The organism is Nocardia sp. NPDC051990 (assembly GCF_040680755.1).
Lineage (GTDB): Bacteria > Actinomycetota > Actinomycetes > Mycobacteriales > Mycobacteriaceae > Nocardia.
Genome location: NZ_JBFAXH010000017.1, coordinates 121,746 through 144,118, shown reverse-complemented (window position 1 = coordinate 144,118; position 22,373 = coordinate 121,746). Strand labels below are relative to the sequence as shown.

The following is a 22,373-nucleotide window of genomic DNA, read 5'->3' as shown; positions in this document are numbered from 1 at the left end:
GAGGATTGTCAAGGGCCATCGCCCGCACATGTAATGCAGGTCACACTGAAATATGCGCCGCTTTCCCAGGTCGAGCGCACACGCCCGCCGGCGGCGTCGCTGACGAGGAGTGACCATGCAGGAATTCAGCGCGCCGGCTCTGTATCGCGTCCCGCCCGACGGGAATCTCATCGACTTGGTCGAACGCAACGCCGAGCGGTATCCGGACGTCGCGGTGGTCAGCCGCAAGGTAGACGGCCGTTGGCGGGATCTGACCGCCGTCCAGTTCCGCACCGAGGTGTGGGCGACGGCGAAGGGCCTGATTGCCAACGGGATTCAGACCGGCGACCGGGTGGCCGTCCTATCCCACACCCGCTATGAGTGGACGCTGCTGGACTTCGCGATCTGGTGTGCTGGCGCGGTCACAGTACCGGTATACGAAACCTCCTCCGCCGAACAAGTGCAGTGGGTCGTCTCGGATTCCGGGGCAGTCGCGATATTCACCGAGACCGACCACCACACGGCTGTGGTCACCGGCCTGCGCGACCAGCTGCCGAAGCTGATGCACGTCTGGCAGATCGACGCGGACGCCATCGCCACCTTGATGCGTGACGGTGCAGGGATCGACGACACCGCCGTGGCCGATCGTCGGGCTGCTGTGGCAGCCGATGCGCTGGCGACGATCGTGTACACGTCCGGCACCACCGGACGGCCGAAAGGCTGTCAGCTGACCCATGGCAACTTCCTGGCCGAATTGGGCAATATCATTGCCCGGGTACCGACGCTGTTTCGCACCGGTGAGTCGTCGGTGTTGCTGTTCCTGCCGCTGGCGCACGTGCTCGGCCGGATCGCCGAGGTCGCGGCGGCGTTCGCTCCGGTCTGCATCGCCCATGTCAGCGACGTCACGAACATTACCGCCGAACTCGGTGCGTTCCGTCCGACGCTGATCCTCGGCGTCCCCCGCGTCTTCGAGAAGGTCTACAACACCGCCCGCGCGCAAGCCCAACTCGCCGGGCGCGGCCGAATCTTCGATCTGGCGGCCACGACGGCCATCTCTTACAGCCGCGCGCTGGACAACGGCCGGCTCTCGCTGCCGTTGCGGATCCGGCACGCGCTGTTCGATCGTGTGGTCTACCGCCGTCTGCGCGCCGCGCTCGGGGGCCGCGCCACGCACGCCTTGTCCGGCGGCGCCCCGCTCGGTGCACGGCTCGGCCACTTCTACCGTGGCGTCGGGTTCACCGTGCTGGAGGGTTATGGCCTGACCGAGACCTGCGGGGCTGCCACGTTCAATCCGGATGACCGGCCGAAGATCGGCACAGTCGGCCAACCGCTGCCGGGGTCCTCGATCCGCATCGACGAGGACGGCGAGATCCTGCTGCGGGGACCGAACGTGTTCACCGGGTATTGGAACAACCCTGGCGCCACCGCCGACGCGTTCCGGGACGGCTGGTTCGCCACCGGCGACCTCGGCGCCCTCGACGACGACGGCTTCCTCACCATCATCGGACGCAAGAAGGAAATCATAGTCACCGCCGCAGGCAAGAACGTCGCCCCCGCGGTGCTCGAAGACCGCATCCGCGCCCACGCCATCATCAGTGAGGTGATCGTCGTCGGCGACGGCAAACCGTTCGTCAGCGCCCTGGTGACCGTGGACGTGGACCACTTTCCCACCTGGAAGCGATTGCACGGCAAACCCGTCGAAGCCACCGTCGCCGATCTCACCGCCGACCCGGACCTGCTCGCCACAATCCAGGCCGCCATCGACGACGGCAACCGGGCCGTCTCCCACGCCGAGGCCGTCCGCAAATTCCAAATACTGCACACCGATCTCACCGAGGCGAACGGATATGTCACGCCATCGCTGAAACTCAAGCGCAATATCGTGCTCCGCGACTTCGCCCCAGAAGTCGCAGCCCTGTACAGCGCATGAGTGTGCATCGGCCTGGGTTCGTACCGGGTACTTGTAGCGTTCGACGGTTACGGGAGAAATCGCGTCGTCGCCTCCCAGGCAACCACCTGAAACCTGCCCTGCGTATTGGTATATGACCTGTCCGACGGGTACCACGCGCTGCGATGGTTGTTGGAGTCGGTCACGCCCTTCGCGCTGGTCCGGCATTCTTCGATCCACGACCGGCCGACAGGCCGGAATGGGTTGGGGTGCAACGCAAAGCGCAGAGTCCTGACACCAGGTGCTTCGACCACCAGCGCATTGGCAAGACCATGGTGCAGGTGCTCTGATCTTCGGCGCTGGAACAACGGTCTGCGACGTGCGGCTCGAGGTCCGGTCATGAGCGTTCCGCTGTTCCCACCCCGCGGTTGCGAGCTTCGACGGCCTCGACGGTCTTTTCGAACGCGTGTCTCAAGACGCGCCTGCCGACTGTCCCGACCACCACGCCGAGCACCCGGCCCTTCAGGTTCTTGCCCTCGCGCACGATGACAACATCCACATCGGTCGTCCCGTCGGAGTGGGGCGTGAAGGTGTACGTGTGGCCTGAATGGCCGCCCCATACGTTGGAGTCGGTGGTCGCCATGACCACGCGGTTGGGGTCTGACCAGTCGTAGTGCAGGCGCTCCCAGATGCCGCGCGAGCCCTCCGTGACATCGGCCGCACCGCTGCCACGGGAGTGCACCTCGAGATATTCGTCGGTGCTGTTGCCGAACAGCTGTGAGCGGCCAGGCCCGAAGTCGGTCAGCGCCGCGACAAACTGCTCGGGCGTCGAGTTCATCGTCTCCTTGAAGTGGATGGTAGACATGCTTGCTCCTTTGCTTCGGCGGGGATGTCCTTCGAACGTGGAGTTGCCCGGCATCGTCACCGCACTGACAGGTGGTGACGGGATACCCGCGTACAGCCTTCTCACTGGGGGGCGCGCTGTGTTCTTCGATATTCGTGGTCATTCTTGACCCTGCGGTCGCTCGCGAACGGCGGCGCGGTTTCGGCTGCCTAGAGCGCCGGTCAGGTTCGGTCCACGTGGCAGGATCAGGCCCCTTGTGCTCCCGATCGGCGCTGACAACATGGCCTCATCAAAGAGAGTCGGTCAAGCGGATCTAGCCGACGCGCTCTCCGGGTGTTCGCTGCCTATTCTGCCTCACCCGCCTCTACCCTGTCTCGATCGAAACGAAGCGCTGATCATGAGGTTCGGGCCGAAATCGGTGAAGGCTCTGTGGTTCCCGCGGAATTAAGTGCAGTCGCCTGGCAGCTGATCCGCGATCACTGCGCACAAGCGCTGTTGAGCCAGGCGAGAACGGCCGGGTGGGCGCGCGCTCACCCGGCTGTTGCGCTCAGAAACGACGGCTACCTTGCGTTCACCCGATGAAATCCGAAGGCTGACCACGAAAAGCTTTCCGCTGTCGAGGAGTCCGAGGTCGCATCGGTAGCTCACCACATAACCCCGCTGCTACCTGCCCGTGAACTTCGGTGCCCGACGTTCGAGCATGGCGGAGACCGCTTCGTGGTGGTCGTCGGTCTGGTGGGCGATGGCCTGCAGGGCGGCGGATAGTTCGAGCAGACTTTCCAGGCTCTGCCATTGGCCCTCCCGAAGCAGCTTTTTGGTCATGCGCAGCGCGTGTGGCGGATTGGCGGCGACCCGGGCGGCCAGCGCGTTGGCCGCGTCGAGCAGTGCGTCGGGTTCGACGACCGCCGAGACCAGCCCCCAGGCCAGCGCCGTGGCCGCGTCGATCGGCTCACCGGTGAACGCCATCTGGCTGGCGCGAGCCATGCCGACGGCGCGCGGCAGCAGCCAGGCGCCGCCGTCACCGGGGATGATGCCGACCTTGGCGAAGCTTTCGGCGAATGTCGCAGTGTCGGCAGCGATACGCATATCGCACATGAGGGCCAGATCGCAGCCCGCGCCGATGGCCGGACCGTTGACCGCGGCGATGGTCGGAATTTCACAGTGATAGAGGGCTTTCGGAATGCGCTGGATTCCGTGCCGGTAACCCTGCCGCAACTCGGCGGGTGCGCCGCCGAACATGCCGGTCCGGTCGCGCATGTGCTTGATATTGCCGCCCGAGGAGAAGGCGGTACCGGCACCGGTCAGGATCGCGACCCGCACCGAGGGATCGGCGTTGACAACCGACACCGCTCGCTCGAGCGCGTCCACCGTCTCGGCGTCGGATATCGGGTTGCGGGCATCGGGGTTGTTGAGGGTCCAGACGACGACGTCGCCGGTGCGCTCGATGAGGACGGGCTCACTCACGATCTACTCCTCGGGTGCGATAACGATCCGGACATCCACCGGAATTGTGCCGGTACCCGAGGCGATGAAGGGATCGAGGTCCGGTTCCGCGATCTCGGGATGCTCGGCGACCAGATAGCCCGGGGGCTATCCGGGACTGGCCCGCCGGTGCCGGGAGCGGCCACAGGAGCAGAGCTGCTACGCCGGTTCGACGCCCTTGCGCTGTTGTCCGCCAACATAAGCGGACGTCACTGCTGTATGAAGAGCAACTGCTCAGCGACTTCCACGTCTGCACAACGGATTCTGGACTCATTCAATAGCTACCCCAGCGCTATCCTGACATGCCGTCTACACTGCCGAAGTAACCTTCGCCGATCGGACAACGCGCTCAGCCGTGACAACCTGGGAGTAGACGATGTTTTCTCGATGGAAGAACACCGCCGCCTGCGCGGCCGCGCTGGTGAGCGCTGCCCTTCCGGTCGGCGCGGCGTCGACCGCCCAAGCAGCCCCGCAGCAGTGCCCCGACATGTATGTCGTGGCGGTTCCCGGCACCTGGGAAACATCGAAGTCCGAGCCGGGCGAGGGGATGCTCGCCGCCGTCGCCAACGGCTTACCGGGCGACGTCCAGACCGACTACGTCGCCTATGCGGCGACCGCGTTCCCTTGGGAAGGCGACGTGTACGGCCGCTCCAAACGAGAAGCCCTCGACAATGCCCGTGGCATGGTCAGCGCGATGGCCCAGCGCTGTGGCGCAACCCGCTTCGCGCTGGTGGGCTACAGCCAGGGCGCGGACGCCGCAGGTGATCTCGCCGCCGAGATCGGCACCGGGGTCGGTGTCGTATCGCCGGACCGAGTGGCATTGGTCGGGCTGATCTCCGACCCCCGCCGCTCCCCCACCGACAACCTGATCGGCCCGCCCGTCGCGGGCGCCGGTGCCGGTGGTCCACGCCTGGGCGGTTTCGGCTGGCTCACCCCGAAGACCTACACCTTCTGTGCGGTAGGAGATCTGTACTGCGCAACCCCCGACGGTGACTTCGCCGCTCGCATCGCCGGTTTCTTCGCCCAGATCTCCAACCCCGACCCCGGCCAGTTCGGTATGTATCAGCAGCAGGCGGGCAACCTCATCGCCGACGCCCTCGCCGCGGGCGGTCTCGGCCTGCTCAACGACCAGCTCAATAGCTCGGCCTACGAACAACGCAAACAGCAGATCGACGATTTCCTGAAGTCCGGGATCCACCAGAGCTACCCGCACTACGCGATCGGCCCCGGCGGCGCCACCCCCCTGACCTGGCTGCACCAACGACTGATCGACGTCGCGCACAACTAACCGCTCGAGTCCCTCGATCGCCGCTGCGGCGGGTTGCCGAGCACGTCGGCAACAGACGCTGAACGGTCACCCGTCGCGGCAGCGCGACCGAATCCTCGCTGCGGCGACGCCGGGATCACAGTCCAGTCGCCGACGTGTGGTCGACATCTGTGCAGCGGTCGGTCCCGGCACAGACGATGCCCGGTACATACCGGTTTCCCCGCTTGCCCGAGAACTGCGCACCCAACTGACTTGTGTGGCAACGATTGTCGGCTCGGAAGTCCCGATCATGTCGACCGAGTGCTCGATCAAGTCGCGCGAATCTCGCACGCCGATCGGCGATTCCGGGTTCGGCTCGCGGCGTCCGAGCCCGATCATCGTCAGTACATCCAGGTGGTAGGAATCACCAGGGGCGCATACGCATTCACCGACCATCCGCTCTTCGATTCGAGTCGCCTGCGTGCCAGCGATATTCGCAATGTCCCATCGTCGGGAAGACCGAAGGGACGTCGCCGACCCGCGCCATCGGGTTTACTTGCGGGACTCAGCCCTGGCCGCAATGGAGCATCTACCCCAGGGTGGGCGGTGCCGGCCACGACAAGGGCGCACGAAATATACAGGCTGTGCCGTGGGCGGGGTCGCTCAGTGGGTACGGAGGTCCCGGTAGGCGTCGAGAATGCCGCGGATGGATGGCGTCACGAGCAGTTCTCCGTCCAGCGGTGCCCACAGGTAATTTGCGTGGGCGGACAGGACGACGGGGCTGGTGGCTTCTACTTCCACGGCGAAATGTAAGCGCCGCACCGGCTTTCCGGCCGGCGACAGGTAGTCGAAGTCGCCGATGTGGTGGCCGATTCTGGTGACGGTCAGCCCGGTCTCTTCGCGGACGCCGCGAATCAGCGCGACGGAGACCGATTCGCCCGGCTCCACCGTGGCGCCCGGAAGCTTGCGGGTCAGCGGGAGCGGCCCGGTGCTGTGGGCTTCCAAGAGCAATACTTCCCCGCCTCGGTCGATGATCGCACCGACTCGGAGACCGACACCATCGCGCTCGCCACGCGGAAGCGCCTCATCGAACATCGATACCGACATCGGCGGACTCACCAACCTTCGGTCGGGCGGACGCGCCGCATTGGTGTGAAAGCAATCGACCCGATATTAACGTGACAGGCCGGCCGCACGACAGAAGACACCAGTGATGTTTTTGCGCAATCGATTTCGCCCGGTTGCCGATCGCTCCACCTCGGGGACATGCCCGCCGCGGGGTCTGCGGCGATTCCTGGCCGCGGCTTGTCGGTAGCTCGATATTGTCTGCTTCTGTATCGTCGTGTCTGCACTGACGTCGGGTGGCGGACGTTCGACCCGAACGGCCGTGCAGCGGAGGGTGCCGGGAGGGTTTCGGATCGATCGTTTCGGTTCCACGAAGTGTTGTCGCGCAACGGTAGCTCGGAATGAACGACGGAGAGGGGCGTAGGTGGCAACAGCTGCGCAATTGCGAGCAGTGCTGGCGGTATTACAGGCCGACGCGCAGAACACCGGTTCCGACCGGTCGGCCGAGCCGCCCGTCGAACGCGCCGAGCTAGCGGGTCGGCTACACGGTTTGATCAGCAGTGAGCTGCGGGACTTGGTGGTCCAGGCCCCACTGGGCATGGGCCACTGGTCGATGGCCGCGACAGCGGAGCAAGACGCCGTAGGCGACGTGTCGGCACAGGCCCAGTTCGACGCACGATGGCTGCGTCACCACATCGCCACCCTGGCCGCCCGCAATGCCCCGACTCCCGTGCCCGCGCTTCTGGCCGCCGCGGTTCAGGCCGTCGACGCCGCCACCACCTTGCTCGCGCTGGCCCGCGATCCTCGCGGCGAGGGCAGTCAGGCCGCCTGGCAAGCGGTAATCGATGATCTCGCGATCGCATTCCATCTGGTCAACGACGAACACGACGCCGTCACGCAGCCGATCCGCTGAGCGCGCGCACCGCCGACAATCCGGACAGTCACCGGTTCCGGGCGCCACCATCGACGAACCGGAACCAGTGACGGTGTCAGTCGCCTTCCGGGGTATCGGTATAACGCTGCAGGTACAGTTGCTCGCCGAGCTTCTCGAGCAGTTCGAGTTCGGTCTCCAGGTAGTCGACGTGCTTTTCCTCGTCCTCGAGAATGGCCTCGAAGATGCGCGCGGAGGTGACATCACCGCGCGAGCGCATCAGCTCGATGCCGCCGCGCAACCGGTCCACCGCCTCCATCTCGATCTGCAGGTCGCCCCGCAACTGTTCGGGGACGGTCTGGCCGATGCGCAGTGGATTGAGCTTCTGATAGTTGGGCAGCCCCTCCAGGAAGAGGATGCGATCGGTGAGCACCTCCGCATGCTTCATCTCATCGAAGGACTCGTAGCGGGTGTGCTTGGCCAGCTTGGTGAAACCCCAGTTCTCCTGCATCTTGGCGTGCAAGAAGTACTGATTGATAGCCGTGAGTTCGGCTGTCAACTGCTCGTTGAGCAGCGAGGTGATTTCCTTATCGCCATCCATGGCTGTGATCGTGTCACAGCTCACAACCAGCAAATCGGTAAGGACGTCCTATCGTGTCGGGCTATGCCGCGGGCACCTCGACATCCTGGACGATGGCCGAGCAGGCTTGCCCGACGAGCTCGGAAAGGCGCCGGGTGCAGCTGCCGCAGCCAGGCTTCCAACCGCACGCCTTTTTGACCTGCGCGGTCGAGCTGGCGCCTGCGGCGACACAACTGTGCACGTCCGATTCGGAGACGGCGTTGCAGATACAGACGTACACGATGCCTCATTGCGTGAGCGGGACAGTTCACCAGGTTAGCCTCATCTAAAGAGGTAAGCCTCCCCTAATGTATAGGCCCAGGTGTCGATCCGTGTCAATAGCCGCTCGGCACTATTCGACAACCGGCACGAATCCGCTGCTCGCCGACGGTTCGACCAGCAACCGCCACCGCCTACCCGACTGAGGCAGTAGCAACACCAAGGGTGACGGGCAATGGGACGGTCGGCGGTTCATGACGATAGCTAGCGGCGGGGAATGTGATCCTCCAGGTTGATCGAGCGAATCAGACAGTGATCGGCGATGATTCGTCGGGTTTGTATCTCCACGTGTTCACAGAGGAAAGTTTGATGAAGTTCATGAGTAAGGCCGTCGTCGCGGTCGCGGCGGTGGGTCTTGCGGCCGGGGCGGCGATCGGTGCCGGTCCGGCGAATGCGGCCGGTCTCCACGGTGCGATCGCGTTCAGTGCCGAGAACTGGACCTACGGCACCGGCGTCGATGCGGCAAGCCCTGATGAGGCGATAGACGAGGCCTTGGCCAACTGCGGTGGGGACGGTGCCTCCGACTGCGTCGTCATGGTGACCTGGTCGGACGGCTGCGGCGCGCTCGTCTACAGCGACGATGCGGTAGGCACCACCACCGCGGTGGGCACCGGCGCGGGCCGCGACCGGGCGACCGCGCTGCGCGGCGCCTACGCCAGCCTCGCCGAGTACTACCCGTCGGCGATGCTGGCCAATGTCGGTTCCGCGGACATGTCGCAGACCGGAATCAGCGAAGTGGTCTGCACCAGCAACGCGTAATTCGCCAGCCGCGGTCCGAGAAAAGCTTCGGCGCCGCTGGCGGCGAGACCGACAGCGGCCCAAAGCATTCGCCACTCCCACAACCGGCGCGGTTCGGACCGTCATGGTGGGAGGGCCAGCACAACACGCCAGACATCGTGCGCACGCCGGACGTTGGCTCGGCGAAACCGCCATCGACCAACTCGAGCGGCGGATACGGGGAAATCCTTGCGCACGATGCCGTTCCCCGCGAGCCGCACCTCAACCAGCGTAGCGGTAGCGGCGCATCCACTTGGTCATGATCCATTTTTCGCCGGCGAGGACCGGCGCTCCGGCGTGCTTTGTCGCCGGGTCGAGCTGTCCGAGGTTATTGAAGTATCGGAAATAGACTGCATGGCCTTTGCGCGGGAAAATCGAAATACCTGCCTCAGGAAAGAGGGTGTCACCGCCGCCTTCGACGTCATTGAGGTAGACCACGAGAGTCGCCGTCCGCTGGCCGCCGCGAGCGATATGAGCGGCATTGCCGGGTTGGTCCGGCGGAAAATAATCGAAATGAGGACGGTACTCGCCTCCGACCCCGTACCGAAGAATTTGCAGCCCCTCACCGTTTTCCAATGGCCAGTTCATCAGGGCGGAGATCCGCCGATCGAGTCGATCGATCAATGGGGTCTCGGACAATTGAAAATACGTGCTTTCGCTGGAGCGATTCCTGATTATCTCCGGACGCCCGGTATCGGGGTCGACGATCGTGGACCGCTGCAATTTACCTTCGGCCAGCTCGATCACCTGATCACATTCCTCGGCGGAGAGCACATTGCCGAACAGAATCAGCTGCGGCTGTTCCACCCGCAACACCGAGTAGATCGCGCGGTCGTGAGCGTGAATAATTCGATCGGGCGAAACGGGACACGTATCGTACTCGTAGCGCGAAAAGTCCGGAATCTCACCCGCCAGAAAAGCGCGCACCGCCGCCGAGGCCGCATCCTTGTCGAAACCACCCCGGATCATCGATTCGACTACCGATTCGACAGAACAACCCCGTGCGAGATTCTCCTGTAGCCAGTTCCGCCACGAAGCATCCATTGCCGTCGTCATATTCGCAGAGTTTATGCGTCGATACCAGCAGGTCGACTTTCCACCGCTGGGAATTATGTTTCCGAAGGTCGTGTCGGGGCCTGCCCCATGCGGCCCGCACTGGCGCGCCGGTCCGCGTCAGTCCTCGCGTCTCCATTGTCATACAGCTCTCACAGCGGTGCGGCCGAAGCAAATGGCCTGACAGATAATGTCCATATGTTCGGACAAATCAGCCTGCCAACACTGGCTGGACAGATCCGCTGTTTCGGCAGATCAGCGACTCAGCACCGTGGTATCGAAGAAATGCCGCGAGGCGCGGTACACATGCCTGCCCATTTCGATCGGACGCCCGGAATCATCGAAGGCGACCCGCTGCATGGTCAGCAGCGGCGCGTTCGTGCGCTCGTCGAGCAGCTGCGCCTCGGCCCGGGTGGCACTGCGCGCACCGATCCGCTGCCGCGCGAGGGCGATGTGAATTCCCTTGGCCCGCAGGCATTCATAGAATCCGTGCAGTTCGAGCTGGTCGGGTGCGGGCGCGAATTCGGCGGGCACGTAATTGGTCATGACGGCCAGCGGCTCACTTCCGGCCCGGCGCAGCCTGCGGAAGGTCACGAAGCGGGCGTCCTCGGACACACCGAGTTCCTTGGCGATATCGGGATCCGGAGCGCCGAGCTGATAGTCGAGCAATTCGGTGGTCGGTTCCTGGCCCGCGGTGAGCAGATCGTCGTACAGACTGGTCAATTCGACGGGGCGATGCACCTGATTCTGTACCACTTGGGTGCCCACCCCGCGCCTGCGCGATAGCAGCCCCTTATCGACCAGCGCCTGGATCGCCTGCCGCGCGGTCGGCCGCGACAGATTGAGCCGTTTGGCCAGGTCGAGCTCGTTCTCGAGGCGATCCCCCTGGGCAAGGCGACCTTCCAGGATCGCCTTCTCGATGCCTTGCGCCAGTTGGAAATACAGCGGAACCGGGCTGGTGCGGTCGATCGCGACATCCAATGGCGCTGGCATCGTGGGGCTCCTGGGGGCGAGCGGGCGCAAGTGAGCGCCGTTTCCTCCACTGTAAATCACTGTGTGCGGTCCCGCTTACATATGTCAGTAGGTCAGTATGTCCTGACAAAGTCTTGACAAGAGGGTGTGACGGGCGCACAGTCTGGGTATGCGGCAATGCCCGCCCCTAGGTCCAATCTGGAGTCAGCCTGTGAACGCTCAATTCGAGGTCGTGTCGACCGGTCGGGTCGGCGTCGACATCTATCCGCTCCAATCCGGAGTTGGGCTGGAAGATGTCGATACCTTCGGCAAGTTCCTCGGTGGCAGCGCCGCCAATGTCGCCGTTGCGGCGGCGCGGCTGGGTCGGCGCACGGCGCTGTGGTCCGGCGTCGGCGCTGATCCGTTCGGCCGGTACGTGCGGCGCGAACTGGTCCGGCTCGGCGTATCGGATGCCTTCGTGCAGACCAGCGATCGGCTGCCGACACCGGTGACCTTCTGCGAGATCTTCCCGCCGGACGATTTTCCGCTGTACTTCTACCGTGAACCCAGTGCACCGGACCTGCAGATCACCGGCGACCAGGTGGATCCCGACATCATCCGCGGTGCGGGCGTCTACTGGTCGACTGTCACCGGTTTGTCCCAAGAGCCTTCTCGCACAGCACATTTAGATGCCTGGTCGATCCGGGAACGGCGACCGCTGACCGTACTGGATCTGGACTACCGGCCGATGTTCTGGGCCAACGAGGACCAGGCCCGCGCACAGGTGCGCGCCGCTCTGCCCCAGGTGACGGTGGCGGTCGGCAATCGCGAGGAGTGTCGCGTCGCCGTCGGCGAGACCGATCCGCAGCGCGCCGCCGATGCGCTGCTGGATCTGGGTGTCGAACTGGCCATCATCAAACAGGGCCCGGATGGTGTGCTCGGCAAGACCCGCCACGAATCGGTGGTGGTGCCACCGGCCACCGTCGAGGTGGTCAATGGCCTCGGCGCGGGTGACGCCTTCGGCGGCAGCCTGTGTCACGGCCTGCTGGCCGGCTGGGATCTGGAGACCATCCTGCGCCGCGCCAACGCCGCCGGGGCCATTGTGGCCGGACGACTCGAATGCTCCACTGCCATGCCGACCAGCAGCGAAATCGACGATCTCGTCGCGCTGGCACTGACCGGAAAGGCCCAGAAATGAAGGTAGCCGCGCGCGGCGATTCGTTGACGGGCGGACCCGAAGCCACGCTGGCACCCCCGACCGCGGTAGTTCGGTCCTATGCCGAGCTGACCGAATTGCGTGCGGCCGATCCCGGCGCGATCGCCAGGGCCTTCGCCACGCGGGCCCGTCGCGGGCTGGTGCGCGGTGACGGCCGGTTGATGATCATCGCCGCCGACCATCCGGCGCGCGGCGCGCTGTCGGCCTCCGGCAACCCCTACGCCATGAACAGCCGCAAGGAACTGCTGGACCGGCTGGTCACGGCATTGGCCCGCCCCGGTGTGGACGGGGTACTCGGCACCGCGGACATCATCGAGGATCTACTGCTGCTCGGCGCACTCGAAGACAAGGTCGTCTTCAGCTCCATGAACCGCGGTGGTATCGCGGGCGCGGATTTCGAGCTCGACGACCGGATGACCGGATATACCGCGCAGGCGACCGCCGCGGCCGGACTCAACGGCGCCAAGATGCTCAACCGGTTCGATCTCAGCGATCCGGGCACCCTGTCGATGATGACCGCGAGCGCCACCGCCATCGATGAACTCGCCGCGCTCGGTTTGGCCGCGATGCTCGAACCGTTCATATCGCACCGGCCCGACGGGCCGGGAACCAAGGTGGTCAACGATCTGTCACCGGATGCGGTCATCAAGAGCGTGCATCTGGCTCAAGGATTGGGCTCCACCTCGGCCTATACCTGGTTGAAGCTGCCTGTCGTCGCGGAAATGGAGCGTGTCATGGACGCCACCACCCTGCCCATCCTGTTGCTCGGCGGCGATCCACAGACCGGCCCGGACGAAACCTACGCGCGCTGGGCGAAAGCCCTTGCGCTGCCCGGTGTTCGGGGCTTGATCGTGGGTCGCGCGCTGCTGTATCCGTCCGATGACGATGTCACGGGCGCGGTCGATACGGCCGTATCGCTGGTGCGGTGATCGCGATGCATACCAAGCATTACGTGCCCGCCGCCCGCACCTATCGTGCGCCGTACACGGTGGCGCTCACCCAGGAGGCGGCCGGCTGGGATCACGCCAGCCTGCACGTCATCGAGCTCGAGCCGGGTCAGTCGCATCGCACCCACAGTCGATCCGACGAGATCGTGGTGGTGCCGCTATCCGGTTCGTGCACCGTGGCCAGTGCTGGGAAGTCGTGCGAATTGGCCGGGCGCGAAAGTGTTTTCGACGGTCCGACCGATTTCGCCTATATCGGGCGGGACAGCTCCTACACCGTAACCAGTACCGGCGGTGGACGATTCGCACTCGGTGGCGCCCGCGCGCAGCGGCATCTGCCGTTCCGCTATGTGCCCGTCGCCGATGTGGACGTCGAATTGCGCGGTGCGGGCAACTGCAGCCGCCAAGTGCACAATTTCGCGACCGCGGACACATTCGAAGCCGATTCGATCATCGCGTGCGAGGTGATCACGCCCAGCGGCAACTGGTCGTCGTATCCAGCGCACAAACACGATGAGCTCTCCGATACCGAGACTCCGCTCGAGGAGATCTACTACTTCGAATTCACCCGTGGCGCCAACGATTCGCCCGGCTTCGGCTACCACCGCGTGTACGGGACCCCCGAGCGGCCGATCGATGTGCTCGAGGAGGTCCGCGACGGCGATGTGGTGCTGGTGCCGCACGGTTACCACGGACCATCCATCGCCGCCCCCGGCTATCACATGTACTACCTGAACATCATGGCCGGCCCCGGACCGGAGCGGGCCTGGCGGATCAGCGACGACCCGGCGCAGACGTGGGTGCGCGGCACCTGGGCGGATATGGCGATCGATCCGCGACTTCCCCTGAGCGCGAAGGAGACTCGACGGTGAGTCCGATCGACCACACAGCTCCGGCGTCCGTTCACCCGACCGACCCACACCGAAAGGGATCTGGAATGAGCACAGCATCGCGCAGCGATTCGATGAGGGGCGATGGCGAGGCAACGGGTGCGCATGCATCGGTCATCCGGGTCGGGTCCGCACCCGACTCCTGGGGCGTATGGTTCCCGAACGACCCCGATCAGGTCAGTGCCACCCAGTTCCTCGATGAGGTAGCCGCCGCCGGATACCAGTGGATCGAACTGGGGCCCTATGGATTTCTGCCGACCGACCCCGACGAGTTGCGCGACGCACTGGGGGCCCGCGGGCTGTCGTTATCGGCGGGCACGGTTTTCGAACACCTGCATCGGCCCGACTCCTGGAACGCCGTCTGGGACCAGGTCGCCGATGTCGCGGCGCTGACCGCCGCCGTCGGGGGCCGCCACGTGGTGGTGATCCCGGAGATGTGGCGCGATCCGTCGACCGGCGCGGTGCTGGAGGACCGCGCGTTGAGCAGCGACGCGTGGCGGCAGAAGACCAGCGAAGTCGATCGGCTCGGCAAGGCCATATTCGAGGAATACGGTGTGCGGCTGCAGTACCACCCGCATGCGGACAGCCACGTCGGCACCCAGGACGAAGTCTTTCGGTTCCTGTCCGACACCGACCCTGACTACGTCAACCTCTGCCTGGATACCGGCCATATCGCCTATTGCGGCGGTGACAATCTCGCCATCATCCAGGCACATCCGGATCGTATCGGATACCTGCACCTCAAGCAGGTGGACCCGGCGGTGATCGCGAAGGTGGAGGCCGAGGACCTGCCGTTCGGCGAGGCCGTCAAGCTCGGCGCGATGATCGAACCGCCGCACGGCATTCCGGAAATGCCGCCGCTGCTGGCGCGGATCCAAGATCTGAATGTGGACATCTTCGCGATCGTCGAACAGGACCTGTACCCATGCGCGCCCGGTGTTCCGTTCCCGATCGCCAAGCGCACCCGGAGCTACCTGGGTGGCTGCGGCATCCAGTCCATCCGATTCCACTGAAGCGCAAAGGAATTCGCCCAACCGAGTACCCCCAGCTGAAGCAGGCCGTCGATTCACACACGGTTTCGAGGGCGCAAAAGTCGATCAGGGCGCACACCGCGCCTTCGCCGCGCTTCGACAACTAGGAGCGCGGCTTCGCGAGCGAAATCGGCATGGCCCTAGCCGATCTCGGCGCGATCCATTCCGGGGCGGGCAACCCGCTCGCGGAACTGCTCTACGGACACAGCCCGATGAAGGGCCTCAATATCGCCCGCCACATCTTCTTGGACGATGGCGGCGCGCACTCGCTCTACGCCGAATGGGAGGTCTGCACCCGCGATATCGTCGGCCACCTGCGCCTCGCGGCGGGCAAGTATCCCGACGATCCGAAACTGTCGGCCCTGATCGGTGAACTCGCCGTGCACAGCAACCGTTTCCGCAAGCTGTGGGCGCGCGCCGACGTCCGCTGCCGAACTCATGGCCGCAAGGCCTTCATCCATCCCCTGGTCGGCACCCTGGACCTGCACCAGGAAAACTTCGCCTTGCCGGAGGAAACCGGCACCGAACTTGTCGTCCTGTCCGCCGAACCCGGTAGCGAATCCCATGACAACCTGCGTCTGCTGGCCAGCCTCGGCACCACGAATGCCGTCGCGCCCGATCGGCATATGACACAACCCTAGCGAGCATCACATTCACGTAATACGGTGAGTCGGGGGGCCACAGGAGAACGGTGATGACCAGCCGACGCGACGAACTCGACCGCAATATCGTCACCGATTTCAGCTCTCGCATGAGTTACGGCGCGTACCTCGATCTCGACACCTTGCTGAGCGCGCAGCATCCGGTCAGCCGACCCGAGCAGCATGATGAGCTGCTGTTCATCATTCAGCACCAGACCACCGAGCTGTGGCTGAAGCTGGTGCTGCACGAATTACGGGCCGCACGTGCGGCTTTCGATGCCGACGAGCTCGGCGTCGCGCTCAAATGCATCGCGCGGGTGAAACATATCCAGCAGACGCTGACCGAGCAGTGGTCCGTGCTCGCCACGCTGACGCCCACCGAGTACGCGCAGTTCCGCGATTTTCTGGGGAACTCCTCCGGGTTCCAGTCCTACCAGTACCGCGCCATCGAATTCATTCTCGGCAATAAGAACGCGGCCGTACTTCGGGTGTTCGAATCCGATCCCTCGGCGCACGAAGTGCTGGCCACGCTCTATCGCGAACCGACCCTCTACGACGCATTCTGGCATCACCTGGCCCGCACCGGGCTCGCTGTGCCGCGCTCGACGCTGGAACGGGATGTCACCGTGGCGCACACGCTCGACGCCGAATTGCTCGCCCTGGTGCAGTCGATTTACCGAGCGCCAGAAGAACATTGGTCGGTATACGAGACATTCGAGGAGCTGGTCGACCTGGAGGAGAACTTCCAGCTGTGGCGGTTCCGGCACCTGCGCACGGTGCTGCGCGTCATCGGAAGGCGAAGCGGGACAGGCGGATCCAGCGGCGCCGCATTCCTGCAACGCGCACTAGAGCACACCTACTTCCCGGAACTGTTCGCCGTCCGCACCTGGACCGGACACTGACGCCGAATCGCGATCGGAGCCGGACGCCTGCTCGACGCGCGATGCCAACGACCATTCGCTTCGCTTACAGGAATGCCCGTCACGCGACGACCACTGACCGACAGCCGTGCTCGCAGGTGCAGTACTCGACGACTGTAGGCTGCTTGCGGTAGGTGACGACACCGAACGGAGAGAGCTGATACATGGCGTCCGCGACAGCATCCGCACAGATCGGGGTTACCGGCCTGGCGGTCATGGGTAGCAATATCGCCCGGAACTTCGCCAAGCACGGCTACACGGTGGCACTGCACAACCGCAGTATCGCCAAGACCGACGCACTGCTTGCCGAACACGGTGGCGACGGCAACTTCGTGCGCACCGAAACGATCGAGGAGTTCGTCGCGGCGCTGGAGAAGCCGCGCCGGGTGCTGATCATGGTCAAGGCGGGCGATCCGACGGATGCCGTCATCGAGGAACTCGCCGATGCGATGGAGCCCGGCGACATCATCATCGACGGCGGCAACGCGCTCTACACCGACACCATTCGCCGCGAGGCCGCCATGAAGGCGCGCGGGTTGAACTTCGTCGGCGCGGGCATCTCCGGTGGTGAGGAGGGCGCGCTCAACGGTCCGGCGATCATGCCGGGCGGCCCCAAGGAGTCCTACGAATCCCTCGGACCGCTGCTGGAATCCATTGCGGCGCAGGTGGACGGCACACCGTGCTGCACGCATATCGGCCCCGACGGCTCCGGACACTTCGTCAAGATGGTGCACAACGGCATCGAATACGCTGATATGCAGTTGATCGGCGAGGCCTACCACCTGTTCCGCGATGCGCTCGGCCTCGGCGCCGAGCAGATCGCCGATGTGTTCACGCGGTGGAACTCCGGCGAACTGGAGAGCTACCTCGTCGAGATCACCGCCGAGGTGCTCGCGCAGGTCGACGCGAAGACGGGTCAGCCGCTGGTGGATGTCATCGTCGACGCGGCCGAGCAGAAGGGCACCGGGCGCTGGACCGTGAAGTCCGCACTCGATCTGGGCATCCCGGTCACCGGTATCGCCGAGGCCGTCTTCGCGCGGGCACTGTCGGGTTCGCGTGCGCAGCGTCGGGCCGCGGTTGGTCTCGCCGCCGGCAAGCTCGGCGAAAAGCCCACCGACATTGCCCAATTCACCGAGGACATTCGCCAGGCGCTCTATGCGTCGAAGATCGTTGCATACGCCCAGGGCTTCGATCAGATCGCCGCCGGCAGCGCCGAATACAACTGGGACCTGCGTCCCGGCGATCTCGCCACCATCTGGCGCGGCGGCTGCATCATCCGGGCCCGGTTCCTGAACCGCATCAAGGAGGCCTACGAACAGAATCCGGAACTGCCGAGCCTGATCCTCGCGCCATACTTCCGCGAGGCGATCGAGACGGCCATCGACAGCTGGCGCCGCGTGGTCGCCACCGCCACCCTGCTCGGCATTCCGGTGCCCGCGTTCGCATCCTCGCTCTCGTATTACGACGCTCTGCGCGCCGAACGCCTGCCCGCCGCACTCACCCAGGGCCAGCGCGACTTTTTCGGCGCGCACACCTACGAGCGCATCGATGCGCCGGGCAAGTACCACACGCTGTGGAGCGGCGATCGCAGCGAGGTTTCGGCCGACTGACTCGAGTGCCGTCCCAGCTCTGGGAAGGCTCGACAATGGGGCACCGGCTCGAGGTGCCCCGCGCTCGACTGAGGAGGACTGTTTGGCGGACGAACCACGCGAACCAGCCGCCGAGCAGCGGCTGGTCGATGCGCTGAAAGCGCTCGCACCGACGGGCTGGCAGCAGGCGGACGCGGTATTCGCGGTCACGGTGGCGGGTGAGGTCGGGCAGCTCGCGTACTCCGTCGGCGACCAGGTGGTTCCGCTATCGCCACCGGAGTCGGTCCTCGCCCTGGTCCGTGAGCTACGGGCGCTCGCCGCCCGAACCAATGGCGGACCGTGGTGGCGGATGCTGGTCGTACTGGCCGACTCCGGCGCGATCGACATCGATTACGACTACGGCGAGCAGCCGTTCCCACCTGGGCAGCTGTTCGCTCCTGAGGCGTACCGCGCCGACCTCGAGGCGTATCCGCGCGCCGAGATACCGGTGTGGTTGGGCGCCTACATCGGCCACGACGACCGCCAGCGGCGCACTCCGCAACAGGCCGCCGCCCAAGCGCGTGGCGATCGATCCCGCCAGGTGTGGGCGAGGCTGGCGGAGTACGAATTTCCCCCGTTCCCGCACATGTGGGCACGCTGGGCGACGATCGCCGCCGCGTTCGTCGCCGCCCGGTCCGAGCACGGTCCGCGCATGGAGCCGTGGACGGGGGTGTTCGAAGGCGCGGCGTTGGACGGGTCGACGCTGCATGCGCTCCCGACCGGGCGCGCGGTGCTCTCGGGCGGGGTGTGGAATGCCCCCACCCTGGACGCGGTCTACAACGGCGGCGAGCCGATGCCGGATCTCTATGCCGGCGCACCGGATTGGGTGGCCGATCCGGTGCTCGACCCGCGCGCCGCATCGGGTCTGCTGTCGTTCTGCTACTGGTGGGAAGCCGGGCGCTGGTATCGCGGGGCTTCACCGTCGGCGGAGGATTGTGCCGTCGCGGTGCCCGGGGTCTGGACCAGGGAAACGGTGCTGGGGATCGTCGCTGGTCTGCTCGGCGCGGAGCCGAATCCAAGTGCGCGCGAAGCGATTGCCGCGCTGCTGGCCGCGGCCGAGGTCGGCCGGGTCACGCGGCAGGAACTGGTCGAGGTGTTCGGCGCGGACGACCGGTTCGACATCGACGGCGCGCTCTACCAATACTCGCTGGCCGGATTGGCACGGCCGACGCCGGAACCGATGCCCGCCGAGGAGGCGATCTCCCGGGTGCGCGATTACATCACCGGGCGCGTACTGGACACCACGGGATATCCGCTCGACCAGTTGGTCGCCAAACGGTTCAGCGTCGGCTGGATGGTGCATGTGCCGGTGCCCGCCGGGATGGTCGCGACCGATCGGGCGATCTTCTATCTCGGCGATGACGGTCTGCTGGAGCAGTCTTCGTCGTCCATCGATCCGCCGAGCTACATCGCCGACTTCGAACGCCGATACGCCGAACGCCACGGCTGATCCGGACCGAAGGAAGGTAGTCATGGACCGTTGGGAGCAAGAAGGATTGCGCTCGGCCAACTTCGGGATCCGCAATCAGGTCGAAGACATTCTCGACGCACTCGCCGAGCAACACGCCAGCCGGGCTGAGGTCGAGCGGAAGTTGGACATCGCACGGGCCACCGCCACCTCGGCGGACGGTCTGGTGGAGGTGACGGTCGACAGGTCCGGCGTCCTCATCGACGTGCGGTTCACCGCGGACGCCGCGCATAGTACCGCCGCACAGCTGGGCCGATCGGTCACCGAGGCCGGGCGCGAGGCCGCCCGTCGCGTGCGGGAACAGACCACGCAAATGCTGGCCCCGATCGCCGCGGCCATCCACGCCATGCCCGACCTGCCCGATCTGGTGCTCGGCGCACCGAGCCTGCGCGAGCCCAGCGCAGTCGAACGGCGCGAGGAATAGCGTCCTACCTATTCCCAACGATGGGCATAGGTAGGTTCGCAGTAAGATTCTTCGCCAGGCAATCGCCTCCTCGGTTTCGCTGGTGAGGGTTGAAGGGTGACCGGGTATGGGCCATTCGTTGCATATCGATCCGGACCGTCTCCATGCCTTCATCACCGAACTCGCCGCAGTCGCCGAATCCGCGCACCAAGATCTGGCCGAGCTGAAGAACGCCCTGGCCCGCGAGGGCAAGCCATGGGGTGACGACGAGCCGGGGCGAATGGTCGGCGACACCTATGAGCCACAGGCGAAGAAGGGACTCGAGGGGAACCAGAATCTGGTCGACAATCTGCGTGGGTTGAGCAAGGGCGTCGGCGAGGTCGGCGACGCACTGCACGACCAGGACCAGGAAGGCAGCCGACAGATCCGCAACACCGGCTCGAAACAGCCGGTGTCCGTCGTGCCGGATTCGGCGTGGCCCCGTACCAACACACCCCGAACCAGTTCGCCCACAACCGGTTCCGGATCGGACTCGAACAACCCGAACGCGACGCCGACACAGCCGCGCGGTTCGACCCCCAACACATCCGCCCAGCCGAACGCTACCCCGAGCACCTACCAGCCGAACGTCACCCCGAGCGCCTACCCGCAATCGGGGCCCACCGGCTACAACCCGATCAGCACACCCATGTCCGCCGGTCCGCAGCCCGTATACCCGGATTCGAGCACACCGCCGATCCCACCGGGCGCCGCGCAGCAGCCCACCGCGGAAAACTCGGCCGCGGGCAATGAAAACGCCGCGTCACAGCCGGTCGCGGCTGATTCGATCCCAGCCGTGCCAGGCGCGACATCGCCCGCCGCGGCGACGCCGGCCCGGACCGGTGATCCCGCGGTGGCCGAGAAACCTACGGGCACACCGTGGTCGCGAACGCCGGGGACGGCGTTTCCTTCGATACCGTCGGGCACCCCCTGGTCGGGTGCCCGTACCGGCGTTCGCCCACCGGGACAGGTCTTCGCGCCCTCGCCGACCGGCGTGGGCCCGGCGCAGCCCACCAAGCCGAAGCGAGACGACAAGCCCCGCAAGAAGAAGCGCGAATCGGCCGCGGCGGCGGATATCCGAGTACCGACCGATGCGGCGGCACTGGCGGCGGCCAGGGAACTCGCCGATCGGCACGAACTGCGGATCGTCGGCTTCGACACCTCGGGTATCGGACCGGAGATGGTCGCCCAACTGGCCGCGGCCATCGACGACATTCTCGGCAAATATCCGTTCGTCGACCTCGGCGGGATCGAGATCACCCAACTCGGCGACCGGATCTCCCAGGTAACCGGGAATCGAAGCGATGACGAGTCGGAATCGGCGAGCACCGGACCGTGGATCCTGCTCGACCGCGCCGTCGTCGCGAATCCGGCCCAGTTCAGCGAAAAAGTCTACGCCGCAATACAATCCGGGAACTCTGTAGCCGGATCCGAGGAGCGGCCGATGTATTCGACGATCGTCGCCGACCTCGGCCGGATCTTGGCCGCGCAGGCGGGTCCGCCCGTCCGTCGGCTGGCGCAGCGGTCCCTGATCACCGAGTATCGGCGCATCAGCGGCCCGTGGGACGCCGGAGACACCCTGGCCCGCATCGTCGGCGGCTACCGGCGGTGGCGAGACCAGTTGGGCGGCAACAGCATCGTCAACGGTCGGTTCCAGCCGCACGCGGCGTTGGTCGCGGCATTCGCCGAGGTGGAGTTGCGTGGCGAGGACGCGTGTGGTCCGGCGCGGGTGCTGTATCGGTTGCTGGTGGAGGGGGCAAGAGGTCGGTCGGGGCCCCGGTGAGTGTCACTATCCCACCGCACTTCCCGGACTGGCTGACGCGCTGGGTGATCGGCCACTTTCCGGTCGGTAAACCCGGTGACATCCGCGCCGCGGCCGACGCGTGGGCACGCTCGGCCGAACGTCTCAAAGTCACACTGCAGCACCTCGAACGACTCGCGCGCGACGTGCCTGCGGCAATCGAGGGCGAGGCCGCCGATGCGATCCAGCGACAGCTGAAGACCGAGATCGCCAACACGCGCAATCAAATCGAATTCGCCGACGGCATGGCCACCCTGCTCTACGACTCGGCCAATTCGATCGAACTCGAGCAGTACATCGTCATCGGGATCGGGGCGGTCCTGCTCGCCAACCTGCTC

The 22,373-nt window shown here is 65.5% G+C and carries 22 protein-coding genes (1 of these 22 only partly in view); 15 read left to right on the top strand and 7 right to left on the bottom strand.

The genetic code is table 11. The features are described from left to right. Nucleotides 1-115 precede the first annotated feature (115 nt). Nucleotides 116-1,909, top strand: a complete 1,794-nt coding sequence (locus AB0L63_RS25985) for a long-chain fatty acid--CoA ligase (protein WP_364505581.1) — start codon at nt 116-118, stop codon at nt 1,907-1,909. Between the two features lie 355 nt (nt 1,910-2,264). On the opposite strand, the gene AB0L63_RS25980 is transcribed toward AB0L63_RS25985, so the two are convergent. Next, complete coding sequence (locus AB0L63_RS25980) at nt 2,265-2,732, bottom strand: hypothetical protein (RefSeq protein ID WP_364505579.1); 468 nt, start codon at nt 2,730-2,732, stop codon at nt 2,265-2,267. Nucleotides 2,733-3,374: 642 nt separating this feature from the next. Next, entirely contained in the window at nt 3,375-4,175 is an 801-nt protein-coding gene (locus AB0L63_RS25975; protein ID WP_364505577.1) for a crotonase/enoyl-CoA hydratase family protein, read from the bottom strand. Nucleotides 4,176-4,569: 394 nt separating this feature from the next. On the opposite strand from AB0L63_RS25975, the gene AB0L63_RS25970 reads away from it, so the two are divergent. Further along, nucleotides 4,570-5,481 carry a cutinase family protein gene (locus AB0L63_RS25970; protein WP_364505575.1) on the top strand — a complete coding sequence of 304 codons (912 nt, stop codon included), beginning with the start codon at nt 4,570-4,572 and terminating at the stop codon, nt 5,479-5,481. A gap of 621 nt (nt 5,482-6,102) precedes the next feature. Here AB0L63_RS25970 and AB0L63_RS25965 read toward each other — a convergent pair. Beyond that, a complete protein-coding gene (locus AB0L63_RS25965; protein WP_364505573.1) occupies nt 6,103-6,546 on the bottom strand; it encodes an NUDIX domain-containing protein in 444 nt (147 codons plus the stop codon). A 382-nt stretch (nt 6,547-6,928) separates the two neighbouring features. Between AB0L63_RS25965 and AB0L63_RS25960 the strand changes: the two genes are divergently transcribed. Then, nucleotides 6,929-7,417, top strand: coding sequence for a hypothetical protein (locus AB0L63_RS25960; RefSeq protein WP_364505571.1), 489 nt, complete (start codon nt 6,929-6,931; stop codon nt 7,415-7,417). A gap of 76 nt (nt 7,418-7,493) precedes the next feature. On the opposite strand, the gene bfr is transcribed toward AB0L63_RS25960, so the two are convergent. Both bfr and AB0L63_RS25950 read right to left on the bottom strand, forming a co-directional pair. Next, nucleotides 7,494-7,976 (bottom strand): bacterioferritin, encoded by a 483-nt coding sequence (gene bfr / locus AB0L63_RS25955; RefSeq protein WP_364505568.1) that lies wholly within the window; start codon nt 7,974-7,976, stop codon nt 7,494-7,496. 61 nt (nt 7,977-8,037) lie between these two features. Then, nucleotides 8,038-8,235 carry a (2Fe-2S)-binding protein gene (locus tag AB0L63_RS25950; protein WP_364505566.1) on the bottom strand — a complete coding sequence of 66 codons (198 nt, stop codon included), beginning with the start codon at nt 8,233-8,235 and terminating at the stop codon, nt 8,038-8,040. Nucleotides 8,236-8,582: 347 nt separating this feature from the next. Between AB0L63_RS25950 and AB0L63_RS25945 the strand changes: the two genes are divergently transcribed. Then, nucleotides 8,583-9,032, top strand: a complete 450-nt coding sequence (locus tag AB0L63_RS25945; protein ID WP_364505564.1) for a DUF4189 domain-containing protein — start codon at nt 8,583-8,585, stop codon at nt 9,030-9,032. A 240-nt stretch (nt 9,033-9,272) separates the two neighbouring features. Here AB0L63_RS25945 and AB0L63_RS25940 read toward each other — a convergent pair whose 3' ends face one another. Next, nucleotides 9,273-10,106: a 2OG-Fe(II) oxygenase gene (locus tag AB0L63_RS25940; protein WP_364505562.1), complete on the bottom strand. Its 834-nt coding sequence runs from the start codon at nt 10,104-10,106 to the stop codon at nt 9,273-9,275. A gap of 252 nt (nt 10,107-10,358) precedes the next feature. Beyond that, nucleotides 10,359-11,096 carry a GntR family transcriptional regulator gene (locus tag AB0L63_RS25935; protein ID WP_364505559.1) on the bottom strand — a complete coding sequence of 246 codons (738 nt, stop codon included), beginning with the start codon at nt 11,094-11,096 and terminating at the stop codon, nt 10,359-10,361. A gap of 190 nt (nt 11,097-11,286) precedes the next feature. Here AB0L63_RS25935 and iolC point away from each other — a divergent pair, with 190 nt between their 5' ends. From iolC to AB0L63_RS25880, 11 genes are all read left to right on the top strand, one after another. Then, a complete protein-coding gene (gene iolC, locus AB0L63_RS25930) occupies nt 11,287-12,252 on the top strand; it encodes a 5-dehydro-2-deoxygluconokinase (protein WP_364505557.1) in 966 nt (321 codons plus the stop codon). Continuing rightward, a complete protein-coding gene (locus tag AB0L63_RS25925) occupies nt 12,249-13,199 on the top strand; it encodes an aldolase (RefSeq protein WP_364505555.1) in 951 nt (316 codons plus the stop codon). Before iolC ends, AB0L63_RS25925 begins: the two co-directional genes overlap by 4 nt. Before the next feature lie 5 nt (nt 13,200-13,204). Beyond that, on the top strand, nt 13,205-14,086 hold the full coding sequence (gene iolB / locus AB0L63_RS25920; RefSeq protein WP_364505553.1) for a 5-deoxy-glucuronate isomerase: 882 nt from the start codon (nt 13,205-13,207) through the stop codon (nt 14,084-14,086). Between the two features lie 92 nt (nt 14,087-14,178). After that, a complete protein-coding gene (locus AB0L63_RS25915; protein WP_364505615.1) occupies nt 14,179-15,117 on the top strand; it encodes a sugar phosphate isomerase/epimerase in 939 nt (312 codons plus the stop codon). Nucleotides 15,118-15,269: 152 nt separating this feature from the next. Next, entirely contained in the window at nt 15,270-15,776 is a 507-nt protein-coding gene (locus tag AB0L63_RS25910; RefSeq protein WP_364505551.1) for a hypothetical protein, read from the top strand. Nucleotides 15,777-15,829: 53 nt separating this feature from the next. Continuing rightward, nucleotides 15,830-16,678, top strand: coding sequence for a tryptophan 2,3-dioxygenase family protein (locus AB0L63_RS25905; RefSeq protein WP_364505549.1), 849 nt, complete (start codon nt 15,830-15,832; stop codon nt 16,676-16,678). 182 nt (nt 16,679-16,860) lie between these two features. Beyond that, the gene (gndA, locus tag AB0L63_RS25900; protein ID WP_364505547.1) at nt 16,861-18,306 is read left to right on the top strand and encodes an NADP-dependent phosphogluconate dehydrogenase; all 1,446 of its coding nucleotides are present in this window, start codon (nt 16,861-16,863) and stop codon (nt 18,304-18,306) included. Nucleotides 18,307-18,388: 82 nt separating this feature from the next. Beyond that, the gene (locus AB0L63_RS25895; protein WP_364505545.1) at nt 18,389-19,774 is read left to right on the top strand and encodes a hypothetical protein; all 1,386 of its coding nucleotides are present in this window, start codon (nt 18,389-18,391) and stop codon (nt 19,772-19,774) included. Between the two features lie 22 nt (nt 19,775-19,796). After that, entirely contained in the window at nt 19,797-20,216 is a 420-nt protein-coding gene (locus tag AB0L63_RS25890) for a YbaB/EbfC family nucleoid-associated protein (RefSeq protein WP_364505543.1), read from the top strand. A gap of 106 nt (nt 20,217-20,322) precedes the next feature. Continuing rightward, nucleotides 20,323-22,017 (top strand): hypothetical protein, encoded by a 1,695-nt coding sequence (locus AB0L63_RS25885; RefSeq protein WP_364505541.1) that lies wholly within the window; start codon nt 20,323-20,325, stop codon nt 22,015-22,017. After that, a protein-coding gene (locus AB0L63_RS25880) for an alpha/beta hydrolase (RefSeq protein ID WP_364505539.1) crosses the window boundary here: on the top strand, nt 22,014-22,373 show its 5' portion. 25,455 nt of this gene lie beyond the right edge of the window; the window shows 360 of its 25,815 coding nt (coding positions 1-360); its start codon is at nt 22,014-22,016; its stop codon lies off the right edge, out of view. The genes AB0L63_RS25885 and AB0L63_RS25880 overlap by 4 nt, the downstream gene beginning before the upstream one ends.

Bases quoted from the DNA above. Each gene is read 5' to 3' on its own strand.
- AB0L63_RS25985 (WP_364505581.1), top strand. From the start codon at position 116: ATGCAGGAATTCAGCGCGCCGGCTCTGTATCGCGTCCCGCCCGACGGG.
- AB0L63_RS25980 (WP_364505579.1), bottom strand. From the start codon at position 2,732: ATGTCTACCATCCACTTCAAGGAGACGATGAACTCGACGCCCGAGCAG.
- AB0L63_RS25970 (WP_364505575.1), top strand. From the start codon at position 4,570: ATGTTTTCTCGATGGAAGAACACCGCCGCCTGCGCGGCCGCGCTGGTG.
- AB0L63_RS25965 (WP_364505573.1), bottom strand. From the start codon at position 6,546: ATGTCGGTATCGATGTTCGATGAGGCGCTTCCGCGTGGCGAGCGCGAT.
- bfr (WP_364505568.1), bottom strand. From the start codon at position 7,976: ATGGATGGCGATAAGGAAATCACCTCGCTGCTCAACGAGCAGTTGACA.
- AB0L63_RS25945 (WP_364505564.1), top strand. From the start codon at position 8,583: ATGAAGTTCATGAGTAAGGCCGTCGTCGCGGTCGCGGCGGTGGGTCTT.
- AB0L63_RS25940 (WP_364505562.1), bottom strand. From the start codon at position 10,106: ATGACGACGGCAATGGATGCTTCGTGGCGGAACTGGCTACAGGAGAAT.
- AB0L63_RS25935 (WP_364505559.1), bottom strand. From the start codon at position 11,096: ATGCCAGCGCCATTGGATGTCGCGATCGACCGCACCAGCCCGGTTCCG.
- AB0L63_RS25925 (WP_364505555.1), top strand. From the start codon at position 12,249: ATGAAGGTAGCCGCGCGCGGCGATTCGTTGACGGGCGGACCCGAAGCC.
- iolB (WP_364505553.1), top strand. From the start codon at position 13,205: ATGCATACCAAGCATTACGTGCCCGCCGCCCGCACCTATCGTGCGCCG.
- AB0L63_RS25915 (WP_364505615.1), top strand. From the start codon at position 14,179: ATGAGGGGCGATGGCGAGGCAACGGGTGCGCATGCATCGGTCATCCGG.
- AB0L63_RS25910 (WP_364505551.1), top strand. From the start codon at position 15,270: ATGGCCCTAGCCGATCTCGGCGCGATCCATTCCGGGGCGGGCAACCCG.
- AB0L63_RS25905 (WP_364505549.1), top strand. From the start codon at position 15,830: ATGACCAGCCGACGCGACGAACTCGACCGCAATATCGTCACCGATTTC.
- gndA (WP_364505547.1), top strand. From the start codon at position 16,861: ATGGCGTCCGCGACAGCATCCGCACAGATCGGGGTTACCGGCCTGGCG.
- AB0L63_RS25890 (WP_364505543.1), top strand. From the start codon at position 19,797: ATGGACCGTTGGGAGCAAGAAGGATTGCGCTCGGCCAACTTCGGGATC.
- AB0L63_RS25885 (WP_364505541.1), top strand. From the start codon at position 20,323: ATGGGCCATTCGTTGCATATCGATCCGGACCGTCTCCATGCCTTCATC.